This window comes from Paenibacillus validus NBRC 15382, assembly GCF_004000985.1.
In the GTDB taxonomy this organism is placed as follows: Bacteria; Bacillota; Bacilli; order Paenibacillales; family NBRC-103111; genus Paenibacillus_G; species Paenibacillus_G validus.
Genome location: NZ_BIMH01000021.1, coordinates 1 through 19610, shown reverse-complemented (window position 1 = coordinate 19610; position 19610 = coordinate 1). Strand labels below are relative to the sequence as shown.

Genomic DNA, 19610 nt, shown 5'->3' with positions numbered 1-19610 from the left:
TATCCGATCATGTTAACATTTTTAAAGCAAGATAGAAGAATGAGTATAAAGAACTATGCAAATAGATCTATAACTGTCGATAAAGTTATATAGAAGGTGAATCTCTCTGTTCGCTATATCTTACAGCCGCACAGGTACGGGATGATGTGTCTTCGAATATTACTTTATACATAAAGTTTAACGAGGAGAGGAATGTGAATAGTGAAGAAGAAGGTATTAGCCACTACAGTAGCTGCAAGTTTAACGTTTAGCGCATTTGCAGGCCTGCCGCTGAGCAACAAAGGTTTGTTCGAGAAGATTGGGATTAGCACGGCTTATGCCGCAACGGATATTGATGATGTTGCAACGAGGCTGCAGCAATACCGGGCATTCCTGTGGGACGACGCAACGGAAAAGCAACCGATCCGCGATGCCCGCGCCAAGCTTAAAGCGATTGACGATGTAGCCTTGGTACAACCGCTTACCGATAAGATTGGTCAGGACATTAGCTCGGCCAAGGTTTTGAATTTGTTTGCGAGTCTCGGCTTGTTCTTTAATACGAACAAAGAAGCGGCTTACGATTATTTGAACGATCCGGTCATCCGCCAAACCTTGAATGACTTGGCGAATAAAGCCCACACGGACTTGAACGATCCTCAATTAACGATCGATGAAGCGATTAAATACGCGCTTGCGGTTCAAGATTCGCTGCTGACTCAGATCAGTAAGAAGTCTCTTGCGCAGCTGGCTGCATTAGCCGTTGACGAGAACAAAATGAAAGTCGAAATTAAAGCTGCTATTAAGAAAGTGATGGATGATCCAAACAATTATTTCAGCACGGTTTTGAAAGGTGTTAATCCATCGAACCCGATTAATGAAGAAGATGTAGCCGATGTGGCTATGAATCTCATCAATGAAGCGGATCCTGAACATAAGGCTTTGGAAAATATAGCTCTTTCCGTTCTGCGTTACGAGGCGGCCACTTCGGTAGGCAATGTCGTAGAATCCGGAACAAGCGGCTCTACCAGCTTTACCTTTGATGTTATGGGACAAAAAGTGCCGGCAGCTATTTTGGATTGGAGCTTCGAGCCTGCGAACGGCAACGCTGCCATTTCGTATGATGAGAATACAGGCAAAGTGACTGCAAGCACCAAGACGGAAGGCACTTATACCGGCGAAATTTATGCCCGGATCCAATTAGTCGATACGCTTCCGTTACATAATAAAGTTTTACTGAAGAAAGAAATCACCTTGTCTTATGACGACGGCAGCAGCGGCGGCACGGGCGGCGGTGGCGGCGGAACGCCAAGCAATCCGACCAGCCCGCAAGTCGATACGGTGAACAAAGAATTGGATAATGCGGCTAAAGAACTGGAGAAGCTGGATGCTGCCGGCAAGAAAGCGTACATCGACAACCTGGCAGCTAAAGCGGCGCAAGCTCTTGAAAAAGCAGCGACGATCGATCTTTCCGGTAAAGTTACCGTGACCGGAGATAAAGCGGAATTAAAGCTCGATGCGGCCGCTTTGGTTAAACAGATCCAAGCGCTCGCGGAGCAAGCCAAGCAATTGACGGACAAGCTGAAAGCGCTAGGTGCAAACACCGCAGGCCTGAAAGTGGAGCTCAAGCTCTCGCTGGGCAACATCAATGCGAAGTCCGTAGCGGTTCCGCTCGCGAAAGACATCTTGGCGGCTGCGCAAAGCAATGGTGTAGCGCATGTCAAAGTCGAGTTTAACGGCATCGGTGTTGCTCTCAGCCCGGATGCGTTTAAAGGCGATACCACCTTGGATGTGCAAAACCTGGATGCGTCCGTAGCAACGGCTGCCACGGACTTGCCGGTCGCTTCTGTGGTGCTTGATTTTACGATTACAGTTGACGGCAAAGTCGTATCCACCTTCAGTGAACCGGTCCAATTAAGCCTCCCGATCAAGGATGCTTCCAAGTTCGATAAAGAAAAACTGACACTGGCGAAAATCGTTGACGGCGCACTCGTGATTTACGGCGGGATGTACGATGCAGACACGAACCAGCTGACGGCCAACCGCAGCGGATTCTCGTCCTATACAGTCGTCGAGAACAACGTAACCTTCGATGACACGGCATCCGTTAAAACGTGGGCCGGACGTCAGATCGAGGTGGCAGCGGCTAAGGGAATCGTCGAAGGTCGCGCTGACAAGCAATTCGTTCCGAATGATACGGTGACTCGTGCAGAGTTCGCGAAAATGATCATCAATACGTTCGGTCTCGATGTTCCGAATGCAGCAGAAAGCTTCGACGACGTGAACGATTCCGACTGGTTCAAGCCGTATGTGGCTTCGGCAGTGAAGCACGGTCTTGTGAACGGTCGTTCCGAAGGCCAATTCGATCCGAACGGTAAAATTACGCGTGCCGAGATGGCTACAATTGCAGCCAGAGCCTTGATAGCTGTGAAGGATCTGGCGCCGGTCGCCGATGCGGACGCCGCGTTGAAAGCATTCAACGACAGCGCATCGATCAACGCATCGTTGAAAGCGGGCGTCGCATTGTCCGCATCGCAGGGCATCATTGTCGGCGAAGAAGGCGGGGCATTTAATCCGAACGCTAACTCCACCCGTGCGCAAGCGGCAGTCGTCATTTATCGTTTGCTGAATAAGTAATTTACTTTAATGTACCTCCCTCCTTGCGGGGGGAGGTACACTCTTTGAGAAGACGCAAATGGTAAATTTACCCGTGTTAAATGCTTCGAGTTTTAGACAATAGTTGTTTTGCTAGGGATGGGGGAACATAATGGAACTCGATTTGCGGGATTACATCAAGATCATACGCAAACGGATCTGGTTAATCCTAATTTTTGTACTGGTCTGTACCATTTCGACCGGCGTAGTTAGTTACTTTTTCATGGCACCCGTTTATGAGGCTTCTACCAAATTAATTGTGAATAAATCGAATGAGCAGCAAGGACTCCAGCAAGTCGATATCAACTCGGTCAACTTGAATATTCGTTTGATCGATACGTACAAGGAAGTAATCAAGACACCGCGTATCATGGGGAAAGTGGCGGGGGAGTATCCGCAGTTCAATCTGACTGCTGAGCAATTAATCGATAAGGTTCGAGTAAGCTCCGTCAATAATACGCAAGTAATGACGTTAGTCGTTCAGGACAACTCTTACAATAAAGCGGTAGACATTGTTAATGCCGTTTCGAAAGTATTTCAAGATGAGATCCCATCCATTATGAAGGTAGACAATGTTTCTCTGCTTAATGAAGCGGTATATGTGGACAATCCGGTTCCAGTAAAGCCGAATCCGAACTTAAACATTGCCATCAGTTTAGTCGTCTCGCTGATGATTGCCGTCGGACTAGCTTTCTTAATGGACTATTTGGATGATTCGATCAAGACGGAAGAAGACATCAAGCTATATCTTGATCTGCCGACCGTTGCCATGATCGCGAGAATTAAAGTGGAAGATATGGCTGGTCCGAAAGCCGCTTCCACATCTTCCAGACAAGGACAGGTAGGTGAACCGTCTCGTGTTACCATCAACCAATAATCGCAGGCCGATCATTACGCACGAGAATCCGAAATCGCCGATTTCGGAGGCTTACCGGACACTGCGTACGAATATTCAGTTCTCTGCTATCGATGAGGAGCTGCGCGTCATTATGGCAACCTCGGCCGGCCCGGGAGAAGGGAAATCGACGACGTTAACGAATTTGGCCGTCGCTTATGCGCAGGCAGACATGCGAGTGGTCCTAATCGATGCGGATTTGCGTAAACCGACCATGCATCATACTTTTTCTTTGTCCAACCGTATGGGCTTGACCTCCGTTCTTTCCGGGCAAGCTGAACTGGATGAAGTCGTTCGGGAGTCTTATATTCCGAACCTGAACTTGATTACATCCGGTCCTATACCGCCAAATCCGTCAGAAATGCTGGCCTCGAAGCGGATGACCAAGCTTCTGGATGATCTCAAGGAACGGTTCGATGTCATCTTAATCGATGCGCCGCCTATTTTGGCCGTTACCGATTCGCAGATTGTCGCTACCAAGAGCGATGGCGTCATCCTGGTGATAGACTCGGGGAAAGTCAAGCGCGACATGGCGATTAAAGCCAAGGCCAATCTGGAACATGTGAACGCCCGGATCTTGGGCGTCGTTCTGAATAATATGGATCGGAAGAATGCGGAGTCGTATTACTATTATTACTACGGGGCTCCCGAGTCCAAAAATTAAATTGTAATGATTAATTGGGGGATGGACATGAGTTACGAGAAACGGCTATCAATGCTTGTCATGTTGGACATCATGATTATATGGTTTAGCATCATGACATCGTATGTACTGCGTTTTGACGGGCAAATTCCATCCTCTACCCTTACGCAAGCGATGCTTTACGGCGTCATTTCCAGTATCGTATGTTTTCTCACGATGCGTTATTTCAAGCTCTACAACCGGGTATGGCAGTATGCCAGTGTTCATGAAATTGTAGCTATTTTCAAATCGGTCACCATAGGCGTTATTATTTCATACGCGCTTGTATATTTGTTTACGCTGCAAAGAGTTCCGTTATCTGTGATGCTTCGTAACTACGAGACTTTGATGCTCATGATCGGCGGCTCCCGGTTTGCTTGGAGAATTGTACGGGATCGGTTCTTCTTAAAGCCGAGAGAGACCAAGAAGCATGCCCTTATCTATGGCGCCGGTGACTGCGGGGCGATGATTGCGAAAGAAATGCTGAATCAACCGGATGCCGAACTCTATCCGATTGCCTTTATTGATGATGACAAGACCAAACATAAGCAGCGCATCCATGACCTGCCTGTTATCGGGTCGAGAAAAAATATTAGCGACCTTGTACATAAAATGAACATTCATGAGATTGTGATCGCCATTCCTTCTTTATCCAAGAAAGAGATTGCCGAAATTATTGAAGTGTGCAAGTCGACGAAAGCTAAACTGAAAATTATTCCGAGACTTAACGATCTGATTAACGGCAAAGTAACCGTTAAAGAAATTCGGGAAGTCGAAGTTGAAGATTTATTGGGTCGAGACCCGATCAAGGTTGACCTTGAGGGTATTGCGAATTATGTGGAAAATAAGATGGTCTTGATCACGGGAGCCGGCGGTTCCATCGGATCCGAGCTGTGCAGACAGATTGCTCCCTTCCATCCGAAATGCTTACTGCTATTAGGACACGGAGAAAACAGCATTTACAACATCGAGATGGAGCTGCGCAGGAAATATCCGGCATTACCGATTGAGACCGTTATTGCCGATATACAAGATAGAGAAAGAATTAACGAAGTGTTTCAAACGTTTCGCCCAGAGGTCGTTTTCCACGCGGCGGCGCATAAGCATGTGCCCCTGATGGAACGCAATCCGGCGGAAGCAATCAAGAACAATGTGTTCGGTACGAAGAACGTTGCGGAGGCGGCGGACCGCTTCGAAAGCGAAAGATTCGTGCTCATCTCCACGGATAAAGCGGTCAACCCGACCAGTATTATGGGGACGACCAAACGTATTGCGGAAATGATCGTTCAGTCTCTGGACAAGACCAGTAAAACGAAGTTTGTAGCCGTACGATTTGGCAATGTTCTCGGAAGTCGCGGTAGTGTAATTCCGTACTTCAAACAGCAAATTGCACTAGGAGGTCCGGTTACGGTTACCCATCCCGACATGATCCGTTATTTCATGACGATACCTGAAGCAGTGCAGCTGGTCATTCAAGCCGGTGCTCTAGCGCAAGGTGGAGAGGTATTCATCCTGGATATGGGCGAGCCGGTGCGAATCGTACAACTGGCCGAGGATTTGATTCGTTTGTCCGGGTTTGAGCCGTATGAGGACATTGAGATTGAGTTCAGCGGTATTCGGCCCGGTGAGAAGCTGTTTGAGGAGCTGTTAACCGATGAGGAAGGGATTGGCTCTACGAAGCATGACAGGATCTTCATCGGAAAACCTACGTTTGTTAACCAATCGCAGCTTGAGTTTGAGCTTAAGAAGCTGGAGAGAGTGTTAATTGAAGATCGAGCCATGATCAGAGAGTATTTGAAGAGTATGGTGCCGAGCTATTTGAATGTTTCGTAAATCCATACATATATAAGTGTGCTATTGGGAATGGCTTTCTTCATACAAGGGGGCCATTTATAGTTTGTATAATAAACAGCGAGTAATAATTAGCATTAAGCATAATTGACATATTAATAAATTTTTTACTTACAATGACGCTACATTAAGGGAGCAGTGTTGTAAGTTTCTTCATTGAGTGAAGTTTGCTTTAAGGTGATGTCTACTATTTACCTTTATCATCGTAGGCACTCGGTCAAGCTGTGGGAGAATTCCTTAGACGTTTATCGTCGTTGGTTTGATGTGAGGGTGGGTTAAATGCCCTTTTATCTTATTTGTTTGCGTATCAGTATTATAAAATACTGAAATTTTAATATCTTTAATAAGTAGTTAGTTTTACCTAATTGTTTTGAAATTAGTTTTTTTGTTTGAGCAATCCGACAGATTGTGCACTAAAACAAATGTTGAGTTGTTTTTGAAATAACATTAACACGTGAATTATTATAATTAATTATTTTGATGATTTTATTATATGGATGCAAGAAGCATCACTCCGAGAACTCGTCGTAAGACTTTTGATTGTCTAAAGTCACTACGTAGAGAGAGTACAGGATATATATAAAATAGGGGGATACTAATGAAAGTACGTAAGGCAATTATTCCAGCTGCAGGTCTCGGAACAAGATTTTTACCTGCAACCAAGGCGATGCCCAAAGAAATGCTGCCGATCGTAGATAAACCGACGATTCAATATATAGTAGAAGAAGCAATAGAATCGGGGATTGAAGATATTATTATTGTCACGGGTAAAGGGAAAAGGGCAATAGAGGACCACTTTGATAATTCCTTTGAGCTAGAACAAAACCTTTTGGAAAAGGGCAAGTTGGAGCTCTTAAATGAAGTGCAGAAGTCTTCAAGAATGGTGGATATTCATTATATCCGTCAAAAGGAAGCAAAGGGTTTAGGTCATGCCATCTGGTGTGCAAGGAAATTTATTGGGGATGAGCCGTTTGCGGTGTTGTTAGGTGATGATATCGTACAAGCGGACAAGCCTTGTTTAAAGCAAATGATTGAGCAGTATGATCGATATAGGGCATCGGTTATCGGTATACAGCGGGTGCTTGAAGATGAAGTATCAAGATATGGAATTATAGATGGGAAAGAGATCCATGAGAGGTTTTATAGTGTCAGTAATTTAGTTGAGAAGCCGAAGGCGGGGGATGCACCGTCTAATCTGGCGATCATGGGAAGATATATATTGAGCCCAAGGATTTTTAAAGTACTGGATCATCAGAAACCTGGGGCAGGTGGAGAGATTCAGTTGACCGATGCGATCGCGGAGTTAAATCGATATGAGGCGGTTTATGCGTACAACTTCGAAGGCAAAAGATATGATGTGGGGGAGAAGTTAGGATTTATAAAAACGACGATTGAGATGGCGCTGCGAAATAATGAATTAAGATTTGAATTATTCACCTATCTTGAGGAAGTTATTGAAAAAAATAAAATAAAAAAATAAATAACGTTGGCTCCTATTCATTAAATGATTATTATGTGGATAGGGGCTGTTGTTGTGGAGGGTTGGCTAGTTTGATAGGGAAATCATAACCAACTAAGCTGAAAAGGAGGTTCAAAAGAATTAACTCTAAAGGCTTTACATTAATAGAAGTAATTGCAGTGGTTGCTATTTTAGGGATACTTGCAGGAATTACTATACTGTCTATTACGGGTATTATAGAAAAGTCTAGACGAGACGTTTGTAATGTTAATGTTTTACAGCTGGAAAGGGTGTATGAGGCATACTTAGAATTAAAGGATGTGGAACATTCACATGTAATTTTTGCTCAATATTTGCAGGACTACGGAGAAGATATTTGCCCTGAACATGGTGATCTTAGTTATGTGGATGGAGAGGTTCACTGTAGTTTGCATTCTAGAGAGGATGGTAGTGATACTAATAGGAGTGAGGAGGAAGGAGTTCCGTTCTTATAATGAGTACTTGGTATTGAATTTTAGTGTATAAGAAGAAGTATAAAAATAGATGGTAGCTATGTATTCATATAAATTCCGGTTAACTTTTCACCTAAGTTCTCCAAAAAATTGTCCACATCGAGGATAAAGCCAACAGACAAGGAGACAAAATCAATGAGAACATTAAAAAGTCCGTATTTTGTGGAAGGAGCAACAGGAACTCGAGTACATGGTGATGAAAAGCACACAGGTACAAGAGATTGGTCCTGAATCGTGCTGGAACGATATGATTTACAGCACATTATCGAGGGGAAATTTGCCATCGTCATGAGTTGGAGCGGACTAACTGAACTTCTTCACAGTTTGAACTTGTGTGCGTTATACACGACCTACGTATACACTGGCTAACGCCGATAAAAAGAGGCAGATGAACTGGATAAAAAAACGTTACTGAACACAGTGTTCCAATTTATGAAGACGAGATTTGGATTTGTGCCTACCAAGATTTCAATGCTTTATGAAACAAAACAGGAAAACAGCAGCAAATTCTCACGTATGACCATTTTGCCTATATAGGACTATTCGGCATGGTCAATATCCGTACAGGGGATTTTTTCTGTTAAACAGCCACTTTTCAGTGCTTTGCTGCCGTTATTGTAGCTCACTATAAAGGAGAACGTGTGATTCTCGTGATGGACAATGCCCTGATTCATACATTGAAAGAGCAGGTTCCCTTTTTTGAAGCCCACCGGGGTCGCTCCTTCGCGTTTATCTACCGCCTTATCCTCCCGATCTAAATCCCATGGAAAGAATATGGAAGTGGCTCAAGAAAAACATCATTGCCAACAAATTTTATCATCCTACTCACATCTGTCCCGTCCAAGCGACTACAGGTTTTTCTTCTTATGTGGCAGAAAATACAGACAAGATCTTATCATGCATCTTAAATGTTCATTTGTTGAATTCTTAACCGTGATTTATATGATCTGATTGAATGTTAAGAGGGAACTGACTATCATAGTTAGATTGAACGCTAGAAACCTTGTGGGATAAGGGTTTGAGGTGTTTTTAGTGAGAATTATAGATTGATTGAATGGTATATATAATAGGAAGAAACTCGGTTAAGGGTATCTGAGAAGGGAATATCTATTATGTATTTGCTTGGTAGATTGAATAGATATTACGACGTGACTATCAGAAGTAGATGCAATTTTAGTGGTTTAGTAGTTGATTGGAAAGGATGAGGTTCTAATTAAGTCCTAATCTACTAAAATATTAACTTAACAAGGGAAGGAAGTCTAGAAGATGGAGTCGACAAAAGTGAAAGAAAGAATATTCCTCTCTTCACCACATATGAGTGATGAAGGATATGAAATGCAATATGTACAGGAAGCTTTTGATACAAACTGGATTGCGCCCCTTGGTGAAAACGTAAATGGCTTCGAAAGAGAACTGGCTGAGAAGGTTGGCTCTAAAGCGGCTGCGGCATTGTCTTCAGGAACAGCTGCTATTCATTTGGCGCTTAAAGCAGCAGGAGTTGGAGAAGGGGATGTTGTATTCTGTCCAACACTTACGTTCTCAGCTACGGTAAATCCAATTATCTATCAAAATGCGATTCCGGTTTTTATAGATAGTGATTATGAAACTTGGAATATGAGCCCCAAAGCACTAGAAGAAGCATTTGAGAGGTATCCAGAAGTAAAGGCAGTACTTGTTGTTCATCTATATGGTTTGTCTGCGGATATGGACAAAATTATGGAAATCTGTAAGAAACATAATGTGGCGGTTATAGAAGATGCTGCTGAGTCTTTGGGTACTTACTATAAAGGTAAGCATACAGGGACTTTTGGTGATTATGGCATCTTTTCTTTTAATGGGAACAAGATTATCACAACTTCTGGTGGTGGAATGCTAGTTTCCAATAATGAAGAGCGTATTGCAAAGGTAAGGTTTTGGGCCACTCAATCTAGAGATCAAGCAAGACATTATCAACATAGCGAATTAGGGTTTAATTATCGAATGAGTAATGTTGTTGCTGGGATTGGTAGAGGGCAGCTTAAAGTGTTAGATCAAAGAGTTGCCAAAAAGAACTACATTTTTGAATTCTATAAAAGAGAGCTTGGTGGGCTTGAAGGTATTGAATTCATGCCTAGTAATGAATGGAATGAACCAAACTACTGGTTAAGCTCGATGACTTTGGCAGGCAAGATAAGGCCAATAGACATTTTTGAGGCTCTAGAAAAAGAAAATATTGAATCCAGACCAGTTTGGAAGCCAATGCATATGCAGCCGTTTTTTGAGAAGTATGATTTTGCTGGGACGGATGTTGCGGAGAAATTATTTGAGAATGGTGTGTGCTTACCATCTGATACAAAAATGACGGATGAGGATTTGGAGAGAGTTTGTACAATTATTAAGGGGTTGTGGTTGAAGTAATGAAACCTTCTAAAGGTGATATTTATAGAAGATTTATAAAGAGACCGATGGATTTTATTTTAGCTTTTATTGCTATTATAGTACTTAGTCCGGTATTTTTAGTAGTTGCAATTCTTGTTAGAACGAAGCTTGGTAGTCCAGTGATTTTTAAACAGAAAAGACCAGGACTAAATGAGAGGATATTTACAATGTATAAATTTCGGACAATGACGGATGAGAGAGATGAGAATGGGGAGTTGCTTCCTGATAGTATTAGGTTGACTAAGTTTGGAAAGTTTTTACGCTCTACTTCACTTGATGAACTACCGGAATTATTTAATATTTTTAAAGGTGATATGTCGATTGTTGGTCCGAGACCTCAACTTGTAAGGGATATGGTGTTTATGAACTCTAAACAGAGAAAGAGACACAGTGTGCTACCTGGCCTAACTGGATGGGCTCAAGTTAATGGTCGTAATGGGATTACTTGGGGGAAAAAATTAGAACTAGATCTTGCATATGTCAATAATATTTCATTTTTGAATGACTGGAAGATAATTTTTATGACAGTATCAAAAGTATTTATAAGAGATGGAATTAGTGCAGAAGGCATGGATACTGCGGAAGATTTTGGTGATTATTTACTTAGGGAAAAGAAGATTACCATGGATGAGTATTCTACAGCTATGGAAAAGAGTAGAAAAATTAGTATCAGTTAAGGAAGGTGAGAAATAGGAATGAATGGGTGGAAGTACTATAATCATGCAATAATCGCATCAACCCCACCACACGTAAATCCTGATATTAAATGTGTAAATGATGGTAGCGTATGGGGATTTAGTAAAGGCGTACCATTATTTGTGCGTTGGACAACGGATTTTGATTGCGGATATGAAACTGAATGGTGGTATTGCGTTAAAGATGACGAGATGGATATTAATAAACTAAAGAAAAAGAGAAGATATGAAATAACTAGCGGGATAAAAAACTTTGAGGTCAGGGTAATTTCACCAAGAGAATTTTCCGAAGACTTGTTTTCAGTATATCATAATGCTTTTCAGAACTATGTTAATGCCGGCAAAGGCATGAGTAAAGAGGTTTTTATATCAGAGTGCATTAAACATGATAACGATCATAGAATCGAATATTATGGAGCTTTTGATAAAGAAGATGGAAAATTAGCAGGTTATGCTTTAAACCACGTTTTTGATGACTATGTGAATTTTTCAATAATGAAATTTGCACCAAAGTATCTATCTAAAAGGGTATCCGCTGCTTTAGTATATACAATGCTATGTGACTATCTAAACACTCGAAAAAAGAAGTATGTTAATGATGGAGAACGTAGTATTCGTCACGTTACAAACTTTCAAGAATATCTGATTAAGTATTTTGGGTTTCGAAGAGCATATTGTAAGTTACACGTTCAGTATAGAAACATAGTTAAAATGGGCATTAATTTGCTTTATCCTTGGCGGAGTATAATAAAAAAGTTTGCGGTAAATTCATTAATTAATAATGTCAGTGCTTTATTAGAACTAGAAACGATTAGAAGAAGTTTCATCGATAAATGAAAGGTCATGGCCTCAATTAACTTTATAGAAATTTTACAAAAGGTTTGACGATAGGAGAAACATTACCATGGAGAATTTAGTCTCAATAATTACACCTGTTTATAATTCAGAAAAGTATATCGGTGAAACTATAAAAAGTGTTTTGGCACAGACACACAATAATTGGGAAATGCTTATTGTTGATGACTGTTCAAAAGACAATACAGCTGAGGTTATTAATGGATTTAATGACCCTCGAATCAAATACTATAAATTAGAGGAAAACTCTGGCGCTGCTGTAGCTAGAAATAGGGCTTTAGAAAATGCAAAAGGGAAATACATTGCCTTTTTAGATGCTGATGATATGTGGAAACCTAATAAAATAGAGAAACAATTGAATTTTATGATTGAAAACAAAGCTGGGTTTTCTTTTACAGGCTACGAAATATTAAAAGAAAACGGAAATAAGGTCATTAAAGTACCATCAAAGCTTAATTACAGTCAGTTTATGAAAAACACAATTATAGGAACACTGACTGTTATGGTTAACACTGACATTGTCGGAGAAGTTAGATTGGTAAATGTAAAGAAGGACCATGATTCAATGACTTGGGCAAAACTCCTTAGAGAAGGATATTTGGCCTATGGTTTAAATGAAAGTTTAGCTTATTATCGAAAAGTTGAAGGTTCAATCTCTAATGATAAATTTAAAGCAGCTAAGAATCATTGGAATAATTGCAGGAACCTTGAGAAGTTATCGTTACCGAGATGTCTTTACTATTTCTTTTTCTATGGAATCAATGCTGTTAAGAAACATTATCTCTAGGCCATTTTGCCAAAAGATAAGATAAGTGGAGGGATTTATTTATGAAAATTACAATCGCAGGAATAGGCTATGTGGGCTTATCTAATGCAATTCTCTTAGCTCAACATAACGAAGTTACTGCTTTAGATATATTGCATGAAAAAGTAGAGATGATTAACAATAGAAAATCTCCAATCATTGATAATGAGATCGAAGAATATTTAGCAATAAAGGAACTAAACTTAGCTGCAACAACAGATAATTATAAGGCATACAAAGATGCAGAGTATGTAATCATTTCAACACCAACAAATTATGATCCGGAAAAAAATTATTTTAATACAAGAACAGTTGAAGCTGTGGTTGCAAATGTTTTATCGATTAATCCAGAAGCTGTTATGGTAATTAAATCAACAGTTCCAGTAGGTTACACGGAAAAAATAAAGGAGAAGTTTGAAACTGAAAATATTATCTTCTCACCTGAGTTTTTAAGAGAAGGAAAGGCACTTTATGATAACTTGTATCCTTCAAGAATTGTAGTTGGCGAACAATCAGAGAGAGCCAAAGTATTTGCTAATTTACTAGTTCAAGGAGCTATCAAAGAAGATATACCTGTTTTATTTACAGAATCAACAGAAGCAGAAGCTATTAAATTATTTGCTAACACTTACCTTGCGATGAGGATTGCATATTTTAATGAGCTAGATTCTTATGCGGAGGTAAGGGGCTTAGATACCAAGCAAATAATAGAAGGTGTGGGACTCGACCCAAGAATTGGAATGCATTATAACAATCCTTCCTTTGGTTATGGGGGCTACTGCTTACCAAAAGATACCAAGCAGTTATTAGCTAATTATGCAGATGTACCAAATAACATCATGACAGCGATTGTTGATGCAAATAGAACACGAAAAGACTATATTGCAGAAATGATTATAAAGAAGAATCCAAAGATTGTAGGCATTTATAGACTTACAATGAAAATGGATTCTGACAACTTTAGACATTCAGCTGTTCAAGGTGTTATGAAACGGATTAAAGCTAAGGGCATTGAAGTAATTGTTTATGAGCCAGCTCTTCATGAAGAAACGTTCTATAATTCTAGAGTAATTCATAATTTTGAAGAATTCAAGAGTATTAGTGATGTGATTCTAGCAAACAGATTATCGGATGAAATCTTAGATATGCGGGAAAAAGTGTATACGAGAGATTTATTTAGTAGAGATTAGTAATACTATTCCAATTATAAAATCCGTTGTGGTATTCATAGTAAATATTAACCATAGAATCTAAAAGCTTCTATTGTGTGAAGACATTAAGAAGTTTTTTTGTATCAACGTAGTGTCAAAAACTAAATGTGCAGAATAATTACTACTATATAAAATTATTTTATTAATCCTAATTACTCTTGACAAATAGCTTGAAAATGGAGGTGGAGAAATGAAGCTATTGGTTTTAGCAACAGATTATCCAAAACAAAATGAAAGTGTTGCATTGATGTATATTCATACAAGAAATAAATATTATGTACAAAATGGATTTGATGTAACTGTAATAAATTTTAGAGCAAGAATGAATTATTTGATTGACGGAGTTAAAGTGATTACTCTGAGAGAATATCAAACTAATCAAAATAAGTATGATATTCTCATTTCCCATGCACCCAATATACGTAACCACTTTTTATTTTTAAATAAGTATAGCAAAAATTTCTCTGATATAGTTTTCTTCTTCCATGGACATGAAGTTTTAAAGATATCTGATACTTATCCAGAACCATATGGCTATATGAAAAAGATAGCACTATTTTCCTTAATTATTCAAGAGTTATATGATAGTTTTAAATTGAGATTATGGAACAACTATCTGAGAAAGATACTAAATAATGCCCATTTTATTTTTGTAAGCAAATGGATGCATGACATGTTTATAAAATATGTGCAATTAGATCCAAACGTAATTAAATCAAAAAGTCATATAATATACAATTCTGTAGGAAAAAATTTTGAGAAATATGATTATGATACAAGCTCTGAAAAGGAATTTGATTTTATTACAATAAGGAATAATTTAGATGACTCGAAGTATTCTATAGATATAGTATCTAAAATTGCAAATAGCAATTCGAATTATAAGTTTTGTGTAATTGGAAAAGGGCAGTTTTTTCAGAATAATGAAAAGCCGAATAATCTTATATGGATAGATAAAAATTTAAGACATGATGAAGTGATTAGTTATTTAAATAAATCTAAATGTGCATTAATGCCTACTAGGACTGATGCTCAAGGAGTTATGGCGTGTGAAATGGCTACTTTTGGAATACCTTTAATTACCTCCGATATAGAAGTTTGTAAAGAGGTTTTTACGGACTTTGAAAATATTGGATTTATAGATAATGAAGAAATAGAGCTTGATATAACACCAATATATGAAAAGCTTCTAAGTAAGAGTGAGATAACAAAAAGAAAAAAATATTTTGCGGAATACACAATCGGAAAAGAAATTGAGTTATTTAAAAAAATAAATATAACCTAAAAAATTATCGAGATACTGATAATTATGAGGAATGATAATAAAATGAACTTAATATTAGCATTTATTCAATTAATATTTATTATAATTATCCTTTTGTATGAATACAAAAATGGCTCATCTGTTATTTTCTTATGGGCTACTCTTTTAATAATATTTGGTCTGCCACATTTTATGTCTGTAATTACAGGTTTATTAATCTTTCCAGAGTATGTATATATAAAGGCTTCATTTTTCGTGATTTTATTTAACTTAATTTATTTATTTACTAGATTTATATTTATTAGAATTTTTAATGCAGAAAATACATTTGAAAGTCTAAAGTTTGATCTGGAAAATAAAACTATCTTATTTAAAGAAAAAAAGGAGCCTGGAAGGTTACTGTTTTTATTATGTTTCTTCTTTCTTATTTCTATTGTATTTTTTACTAAGGAATATGGAAGTTTACTTCATACATCTTGGGGACAACTATATGGAAACTCTATGAGCGCTTATTCATTAGGATTTAATTTAGAAAGTATTCGATATTTTACTAAGTATATTCTTTTTGCAACGGGAGGGTTATTTTTACTTTACTTTTACCAAAAACAAATGTTAAAAAGTATGATTGTTGCAGGAATTATTATAATGTTATCGATTATTACTAGGGATAGAATAACAATTCTACCAATTATTATACCTTTTATATTGATTTTCTTAATGAAAAATCCAAAAATTAACTTTAAGAAAGTATTACAACTTACTATTGTTGGGTTTATTGTAATATATATTATTTATGCATTGAGACTATTTCGACATTATGGGGAAATAACTAATTTTATTAATACCTTTGACTTTTTTGAATTTAACAATAAGTTATTCAACATGTTATTAAATGATGATGGTGAGTTAGGATTGAGAAATGTTTTTTTAAATTTTATTGACAATAATAATGATTTTATGAATTTTAATCAGGGTCACACCTATATAAGATTATTATTGATAGCCATACCAACTAGTTTTTCTTTTGGATTTAAACCTCCAGATTTTGCCATATCAATGGGGAGTGCTGAGTTGGGTAATACTTACAATACGACGTTTTCTACACACCCAACACTGTATGGAGATGTTTTCGCGAACTTGTACTGGTTCGGCATCTTGCTAGCGATATTTTGGGCTTTATATGCAACCGTTGTTGATAAATTGCTCAATAGAAAAAGTCTTGTGCTTAAATCGAATTTAATTGTTATATTCAGCTGTGTTTATGTCATTATTGGTAGAGGGTCCGTTTATAATGGTGTATATTTTGCTTTAGTTTCAAGTATTATACTTTTAGTATTGTATATTATATTCCATATTATTCCTATAATAAGATTAAAAAAGTCAACAGTTAAGAACAACTATAATGGGGTAAGCTAAAAATGAATAATAAATTTTTAATAAGTATTATTATACCAGTATATAATTGTGAAAAATTCTTAAAAAAATGTATAGAAAGTGTTTTAGGGCAATCATACAGAAATATAGAAGTAATTTTAGTGAACGATGGCTCATATGACAATTCACAAAAAATATGTGATTCTTATGCCGATAAGGATAAAAGGGTTAAAGTAATCCATAAGAAAAACGCTGGTCCCGGAGCAGCAAGAAGAGATGGTATAAGTGTTTCTTCAGGGGATTATATAACATTTGTTGATGCGGATGACTATATTGACAAAAATATGTACCAATTTTTAATAAATAAAGCTGAAAATAATAACATAGATATTATTCAGTGTGGATATAGAGAAGTAAATATTAATGGCGAGACAATTAAGACTTATTATTTGGATAATGATTATATAACTGGAAAATATGAATGTTCTTATAATTATGCCTCACAGAGTAATACGACTAATTATTTATGGAATAAACTTTTTAGAGCACACCTATTTAAAAATGTCGTTTATCCTGAATTATATGCTGGAGAGGATTCTTGTTTACTTACACAATTGTATTCTTTCTCCGAAAAAGTGATCACAGTCAAAGAATGTTTTTATAACTATGTTATGACCCCAGAAAGTCTTTGTCGAATGCCATTTTCAGTAAAGAGACTTGATAATATAGAAGCTGGTAAGTTCATGTATCACTTTTATCAAAGCTGTTTTCCTGAATTAAGTAAATTTGCTGCTCTCCATATCTGTTCGTATGCTGCACAATGTTATTGTGAATTGTCTAAGGTAAATATTGAAAATAAGAAAGAAATACTAGAGAGTTTAATAGCAGATTCAAATGAATTTTATAAACTAATAAGAAATAATGGTGGAATAATTAAAAATTTAAAAACAAGGATCTTATTTATAAAACTCTTTCGTTTTAATCGAAAGTTATGTTCCTTGGTATTCGATACAAATAACTATTGGAAAAGTAAAGTTAATAACTAAAATTGTAGTATAGCGGAAATAAAGGAGATAAATTAATGAAAGTTGGAATATTTACATTTCATGATGCTGATAATTATGGGGCAGTTCTTCAGGCATACGCTTTACAGGAAACTGTAAAATTTTTGACCAATGATGTAGAAATAGTCAATTATAAACAACCTTACATTATTGATAAATATAAAGTGGTGCGAATTAATAATAGTAGTTTACTAAAATTAATACGTTCGATTATATCAACATTAATAAGATATAAGGATACATCACGAAAAAAAGAGGCTTTCAATAATTTTAGAAAAAGATATCTTAATATATCCGAAGAAATTTATAAAGAAAAAAATGAGATTAAAGGTTATGACATATATATATCTGGTAGTGATCAAGTTTGGAATCCAGAGATAACCAATTTTGATGAGGTATTCTTTTTAAAATTTTCAAATGAGGGAAGAAAAATATCTTACGCAGCCAGTATAGGTCGGGATGAGATTTCAGAGAAAGAAAAAGATTTTTTAAAAAATAACATTAAGAATCTCGATTTAATCTCAGTAAGAGAGGACAGTGCTTTAAAAATACTAAATGGGTTAACTGAAAATAGAGTTGAACGAGTGTTAGACCCAACATTATTGGCGGATACCAAAATTTGGGATGAACTTATTTGTGGAAAAAGTGCTAATGAATATTTGCTGGTATATACTGTTGGGCCAATAGGTAATGTAATGGAAATAGCAAATTATATTGCAAAGAAGATGGGGATTAAGATTATAAATATTACTGATAAAATAATGATAAAAAAGTATAATGTTAAAACTTTGAGAGATATAGGTCCAGAAAGTTTTGTTGGTTTATTTAAGAATGCCACTTTTATAATTACTAATTCATTTCATGGTACCGCTTTTTCAATAATATTTAATAAAGACTTTTTAACAATCCCCCATAAAACAGGTGGTACTCGAATGATTGATTTATTAAATTTACTAAAATTAGATGCAAGAATCATCAATAATCAAATGAAAATTGATGATTATCTTGAACAAAAAATTGACTATACAGTAACAAATAAGATTCTTAATGAAGAGAAAGAAAAATCATTAGAGTTTTTGAAAAATGCTATACAAAATATATAAATTGAATCGTGGAATAAAATTATGAATAGAACTAAAATTTATTTTTATAATTCATCAACAGCGGCATTTTACCAATTAATACTCGTGATTACCGGATTCATTCTTCCTCGTGTCATGTTAGAATATTATGGTTCGGAAATTAATGGACTTGTATCATCCATCAATCAATTTATTGTTTACTTCAATTTAGTAGAAGCTGGTTTATCCAGTGCGGTAATATATACATTATATAGACCTTTAGCTGATAAGAATTATAAGGCTATTAATGCAATAGTGGTTGCTGCTAAGAAATTTTATACATTATCAGGCTATATTTTTATATCTTTAACATTAGGTTTATCATTAATCTATCCATTGCATATAAAATTGGATTCGCTATCTCCCTTAAGCGTTGGACTACTAATATTAATTTTGGGTGTAAATGGGGCACTAGAGTTTTTTACGTTAGCAAAATACAGAGTGATACTAACAGCTGATCAGAAAACATATGTAGTTTCTTTAGCTTCTATAGTTAATATCGTTGTTAGTACACTTATTATTACCTCATTAGCAATGCATCAAGTAAGTATAGTCATAATATACTTTGTGGCATTATTATCAATATTCCTTCGCTCATTCATTCTTATGGGTTATGTAAAGTTGAAATATAAATATCTCGATTACAACGAAAAACCAAATTTTAGTGCTTTAAATAAGAGGTGGGATGCTCTCTATTTACAAGTACTAGGAGCTATCCATAAAGGGGCTCCTATTGTAATTTTAACAATTGTGACAGGAAATCTAAAGCTAGT

The 19610-nt window shown here is 37.0% G+C and carries 15 protein-coding genes and 2 pseudogenes; all 17 read left to right on the top strand.

Features of this window, described 5'->3' with window-relative positions:
- Positions 1-201: 201 nt before the first annotated feature.
- Entirely contained in the window at positions 202-2613 is a 2412-nt protein-coding gene (locus PVA01S_RS15020; protein WP_127608283.1) for an S-layer homology domain-containing protein, read from the top strand.
- A 130-nt stretch (positions 2614-2743) separates the two neighbouring features.
- Positions 2744-3508, top strand: coding sequence for a YveK family protein (locus tag PVA01S_RS15015; protein WP_127608282.1), 765 nt, complete (start codon positions 2744-2746; stop codon positions 3506-3508).
- The gene (locus PVA01S_RS15010) at positions 3489-4190 is read left to right on the top strand and encodes a CpsD/CapB family tyrosine-protein kinase (RefSeq protein ID WP_127608281.1); all 702 of its coding nucleotides are present in this window, start codon (positions 3489-3491) and stop codon (positions 4188-4190) included. Before PVA01S_RS15015 ends, PVA01S_RS15010 begins: the two co-directional genes overlap by 20 nt.
- A gap of 27 nt (positions 4191-4217) precedes the next feature.
- Positions 4218-6041 carry a polysaccharide biosynthesis protein gene (locus PVA01S_RS15005; protein WP_127608280.1) on the top strand — a complete coding sequence of 608 codons (1824 nt, stop codon included), beginning with the start codon at positions 4218-4220 and terminating at the stop codon, positions 6039-6041.
- Between the two features lie 616 nt (positions 6042-6657).
- Positions 6658-7539, top strand: coding sequence for a UTP--glucose-1-phosphate uridylyltransferase GalU (galU, locus tag PVA01S_RS15000; protein ID WP_164751844.1), 882 nt, complete (start codon positions 6658-6660; stop codon positions 7537-7539).
- Positions 7540-7637: 98 nt separating this feature from the next.
- The gene (locus PVA01S_RS14995; protein WP_127608278.1) at positions 7638-8012 is read left to right on the top strand and encodes a type II secretion system protein; all 375 of its coding nucleotides are present in this window, start codon (positions 7638-7640) and stop codon (positions 8010-8012) included.
- A 757-nt stretch (positions 8013-8769) separates the two neighbouring features.
- Positions 8770-8961: pseudogene (locus PVA01S_RS27740) on the top strand (hypothetical protein); the annotation flags it as partial.
- A 350-nt stretch (positions 8962-9311) separates the two neighbouring features.
- Entirely contained in the window at positions 9312-10427 is a 1116-nt protein-coding gene (locus PVA01S_RS14985) for a DegT/DnrJ/EryC1/StrS family aminotransferase (protein ID WP_127608330.1), read from the top strand.
- Complete coding sequence (locus PVA01S_RS14980) at positions 10427-11125, top strand: sugar transferase (RefSeq protein WP_280531818.1); 699 nt, start codon at positions 10427-10429, stop codon at positions 11123-11125. The genes PVA01S_RS14985 and PVA01S_RS14980 overlap by 1 nt, the downstream gene beginning before the upstream one ends.
- Positions 11126-11143: 18 nt before the next feature.
- Positions 11144-11980, top strand: coding sequence for a hypothetical protein (locus PVA01S_RS14975; RefSeq protein WP_127608277.1), 837 nt, complete (start codon positions 11144-11146; stop codon positions 11978-11980).
- Between the two features lie 67 nt (positions 11981-12047).
- Complete coding sequence (locus PVA01S_RS14970) at positions 12048-12785, top strand: glycosyltransferase family 2 protein (RefSeq protein WP_127608276.1); 738 nt, start codon at positions 12048-12050, stop codon at positions 12783-12785.
- Between the two features lie 41 nt (positions 12786-12826).
- Positions 12827-13993, top strand: coding sequence for a nucleotide sugar dehydrogenase (locus PVA01S_RS14965; RefSeq protein WP_127608275.1), 1167 nt, complete (start codon positions 12827-12829; stop codon positions 13991-13993).
- Positions 13994-14204: 211 nt separating this feature from the next.
- Entirely contained in the window at positions 14205-15299 is a 1095-nt protein-coding gene (locus PVA01S_RS14960) for a glycosyltransferase (protein WP_127608274.1), read from the top strand.
- Positions 15300-15341: 42 nt separating this feature from the next.
- Positions 15342-16694: a hypothetical protein gene (locus PVA01S_RS14955; protein ID WP_127608273.1), complete on the top strand. Its 1353-nt coding sequence runs from the start codon at positions 15342-15344 to the stop codon at positions 16692-16694.
- 2 nt (positions 16695-16696) lie between these two features.
- The gene (locus PVA01S_RS14950) at positions 16697-17698 is read left to right on the top strand and encodes a glycosyltransferase family 2 protein (protein ID WP_127608272.1); all 1002 of its coding nucleotides are present in this window, start codon (positions 16697-16699) and stop codon (positions 17696-17698) included.
- A 35-nt stretch (positions 17699-17733) separates the two neighbouring features.
- Positions 17734-18819, top strand: coding sequence for a polysaccharide pyruvyl transferase family protein (locus tag PVA01S_RS14945; protein ID WP_127608271.1), 1086 nt, complete (start codon positions 17734-17736; stop codon positions 18817-18819).
- A 21-nt stretch (positions 18820-18840) separates the two neighbouring features.
- Positions 18841-19610, top strand: a pseudogene (locus tag PVA01S_RS14940) (hypothetical protein); the annotation flags it as partial.

Coding starts and splice junctions, on each gene's coding strand:
- PVA01S_RS14945 (WP_127608271.1), top strand. CDS start 17,734: ATGAAAGTTGGAATATTTACATTTCATGATGCTGATAATTATGGGGCA.
- PVA01S_RS14960 (WP_127608274.1), top strand. CDS start 14,205: ATGAAGCTATTGGTTTTAGCAACAGATTATCCAAAACAAAATGAAAGT.
- PVA01S_RS14965 (WP_127608275.1), top strand. CDS start 12,827: ATGAAAATTACAATCGCAGGAATAGGCTATGTGGGCTTATCTAATGCA.
- PVA01S_RS14955 (WP_127608273.1), top strand. CDS start 15,342: ATGAACTTAATATTAGCATTTATTCAATTAATATTTATTATAATTATC.
- PVA01S_RS14970 (WP_127608276.1), top strand. CDS start 12,048: ATGGAGAATTTAGTCTCAATAATTACACCTGTTTATAATTCAGAAAAG.
- PVA01S_RS14950 (WP_127608272.1), top strand. CDS start 16,697: ATGAATAATAAATTTTTAATAAGTATTATTATACCAGTATATAATTGT.
- galU (WP_164751844.1), top strand. CDS start 6,658: ATGAAAGTACGTAAGGCAATTATTCCAGCTGCAGGTCTCGGAACAAGA.
- PVA01S_RS15005 (WP_127608280.1), top strand. CDS start 4,218: ATGAGTTACGAGAAACGGCTATCAATGCTTGTCATGTTGGACATCATG.
- PVA01S_RS14975 (WP_127608277.1), top strand. CDS start 11,144: ATGAATGGGTGGAAGTACTATAATCATGCAATAATCGCATCAACCCCA.
- PVA01S_RS15015 (WP_127608282.1), top strand. CDS start 2,744: ATGGAACTCGATTTGCGGGATTACATCAAGATCATACGCAAACGGATC.
- PVA01S_RS14980 (WP_280531818.1), top strand. CDS start 10,427: ATGAAACCTTCTAAAGGTGATATTTATAGAAGATTTATAAAGAGACCG.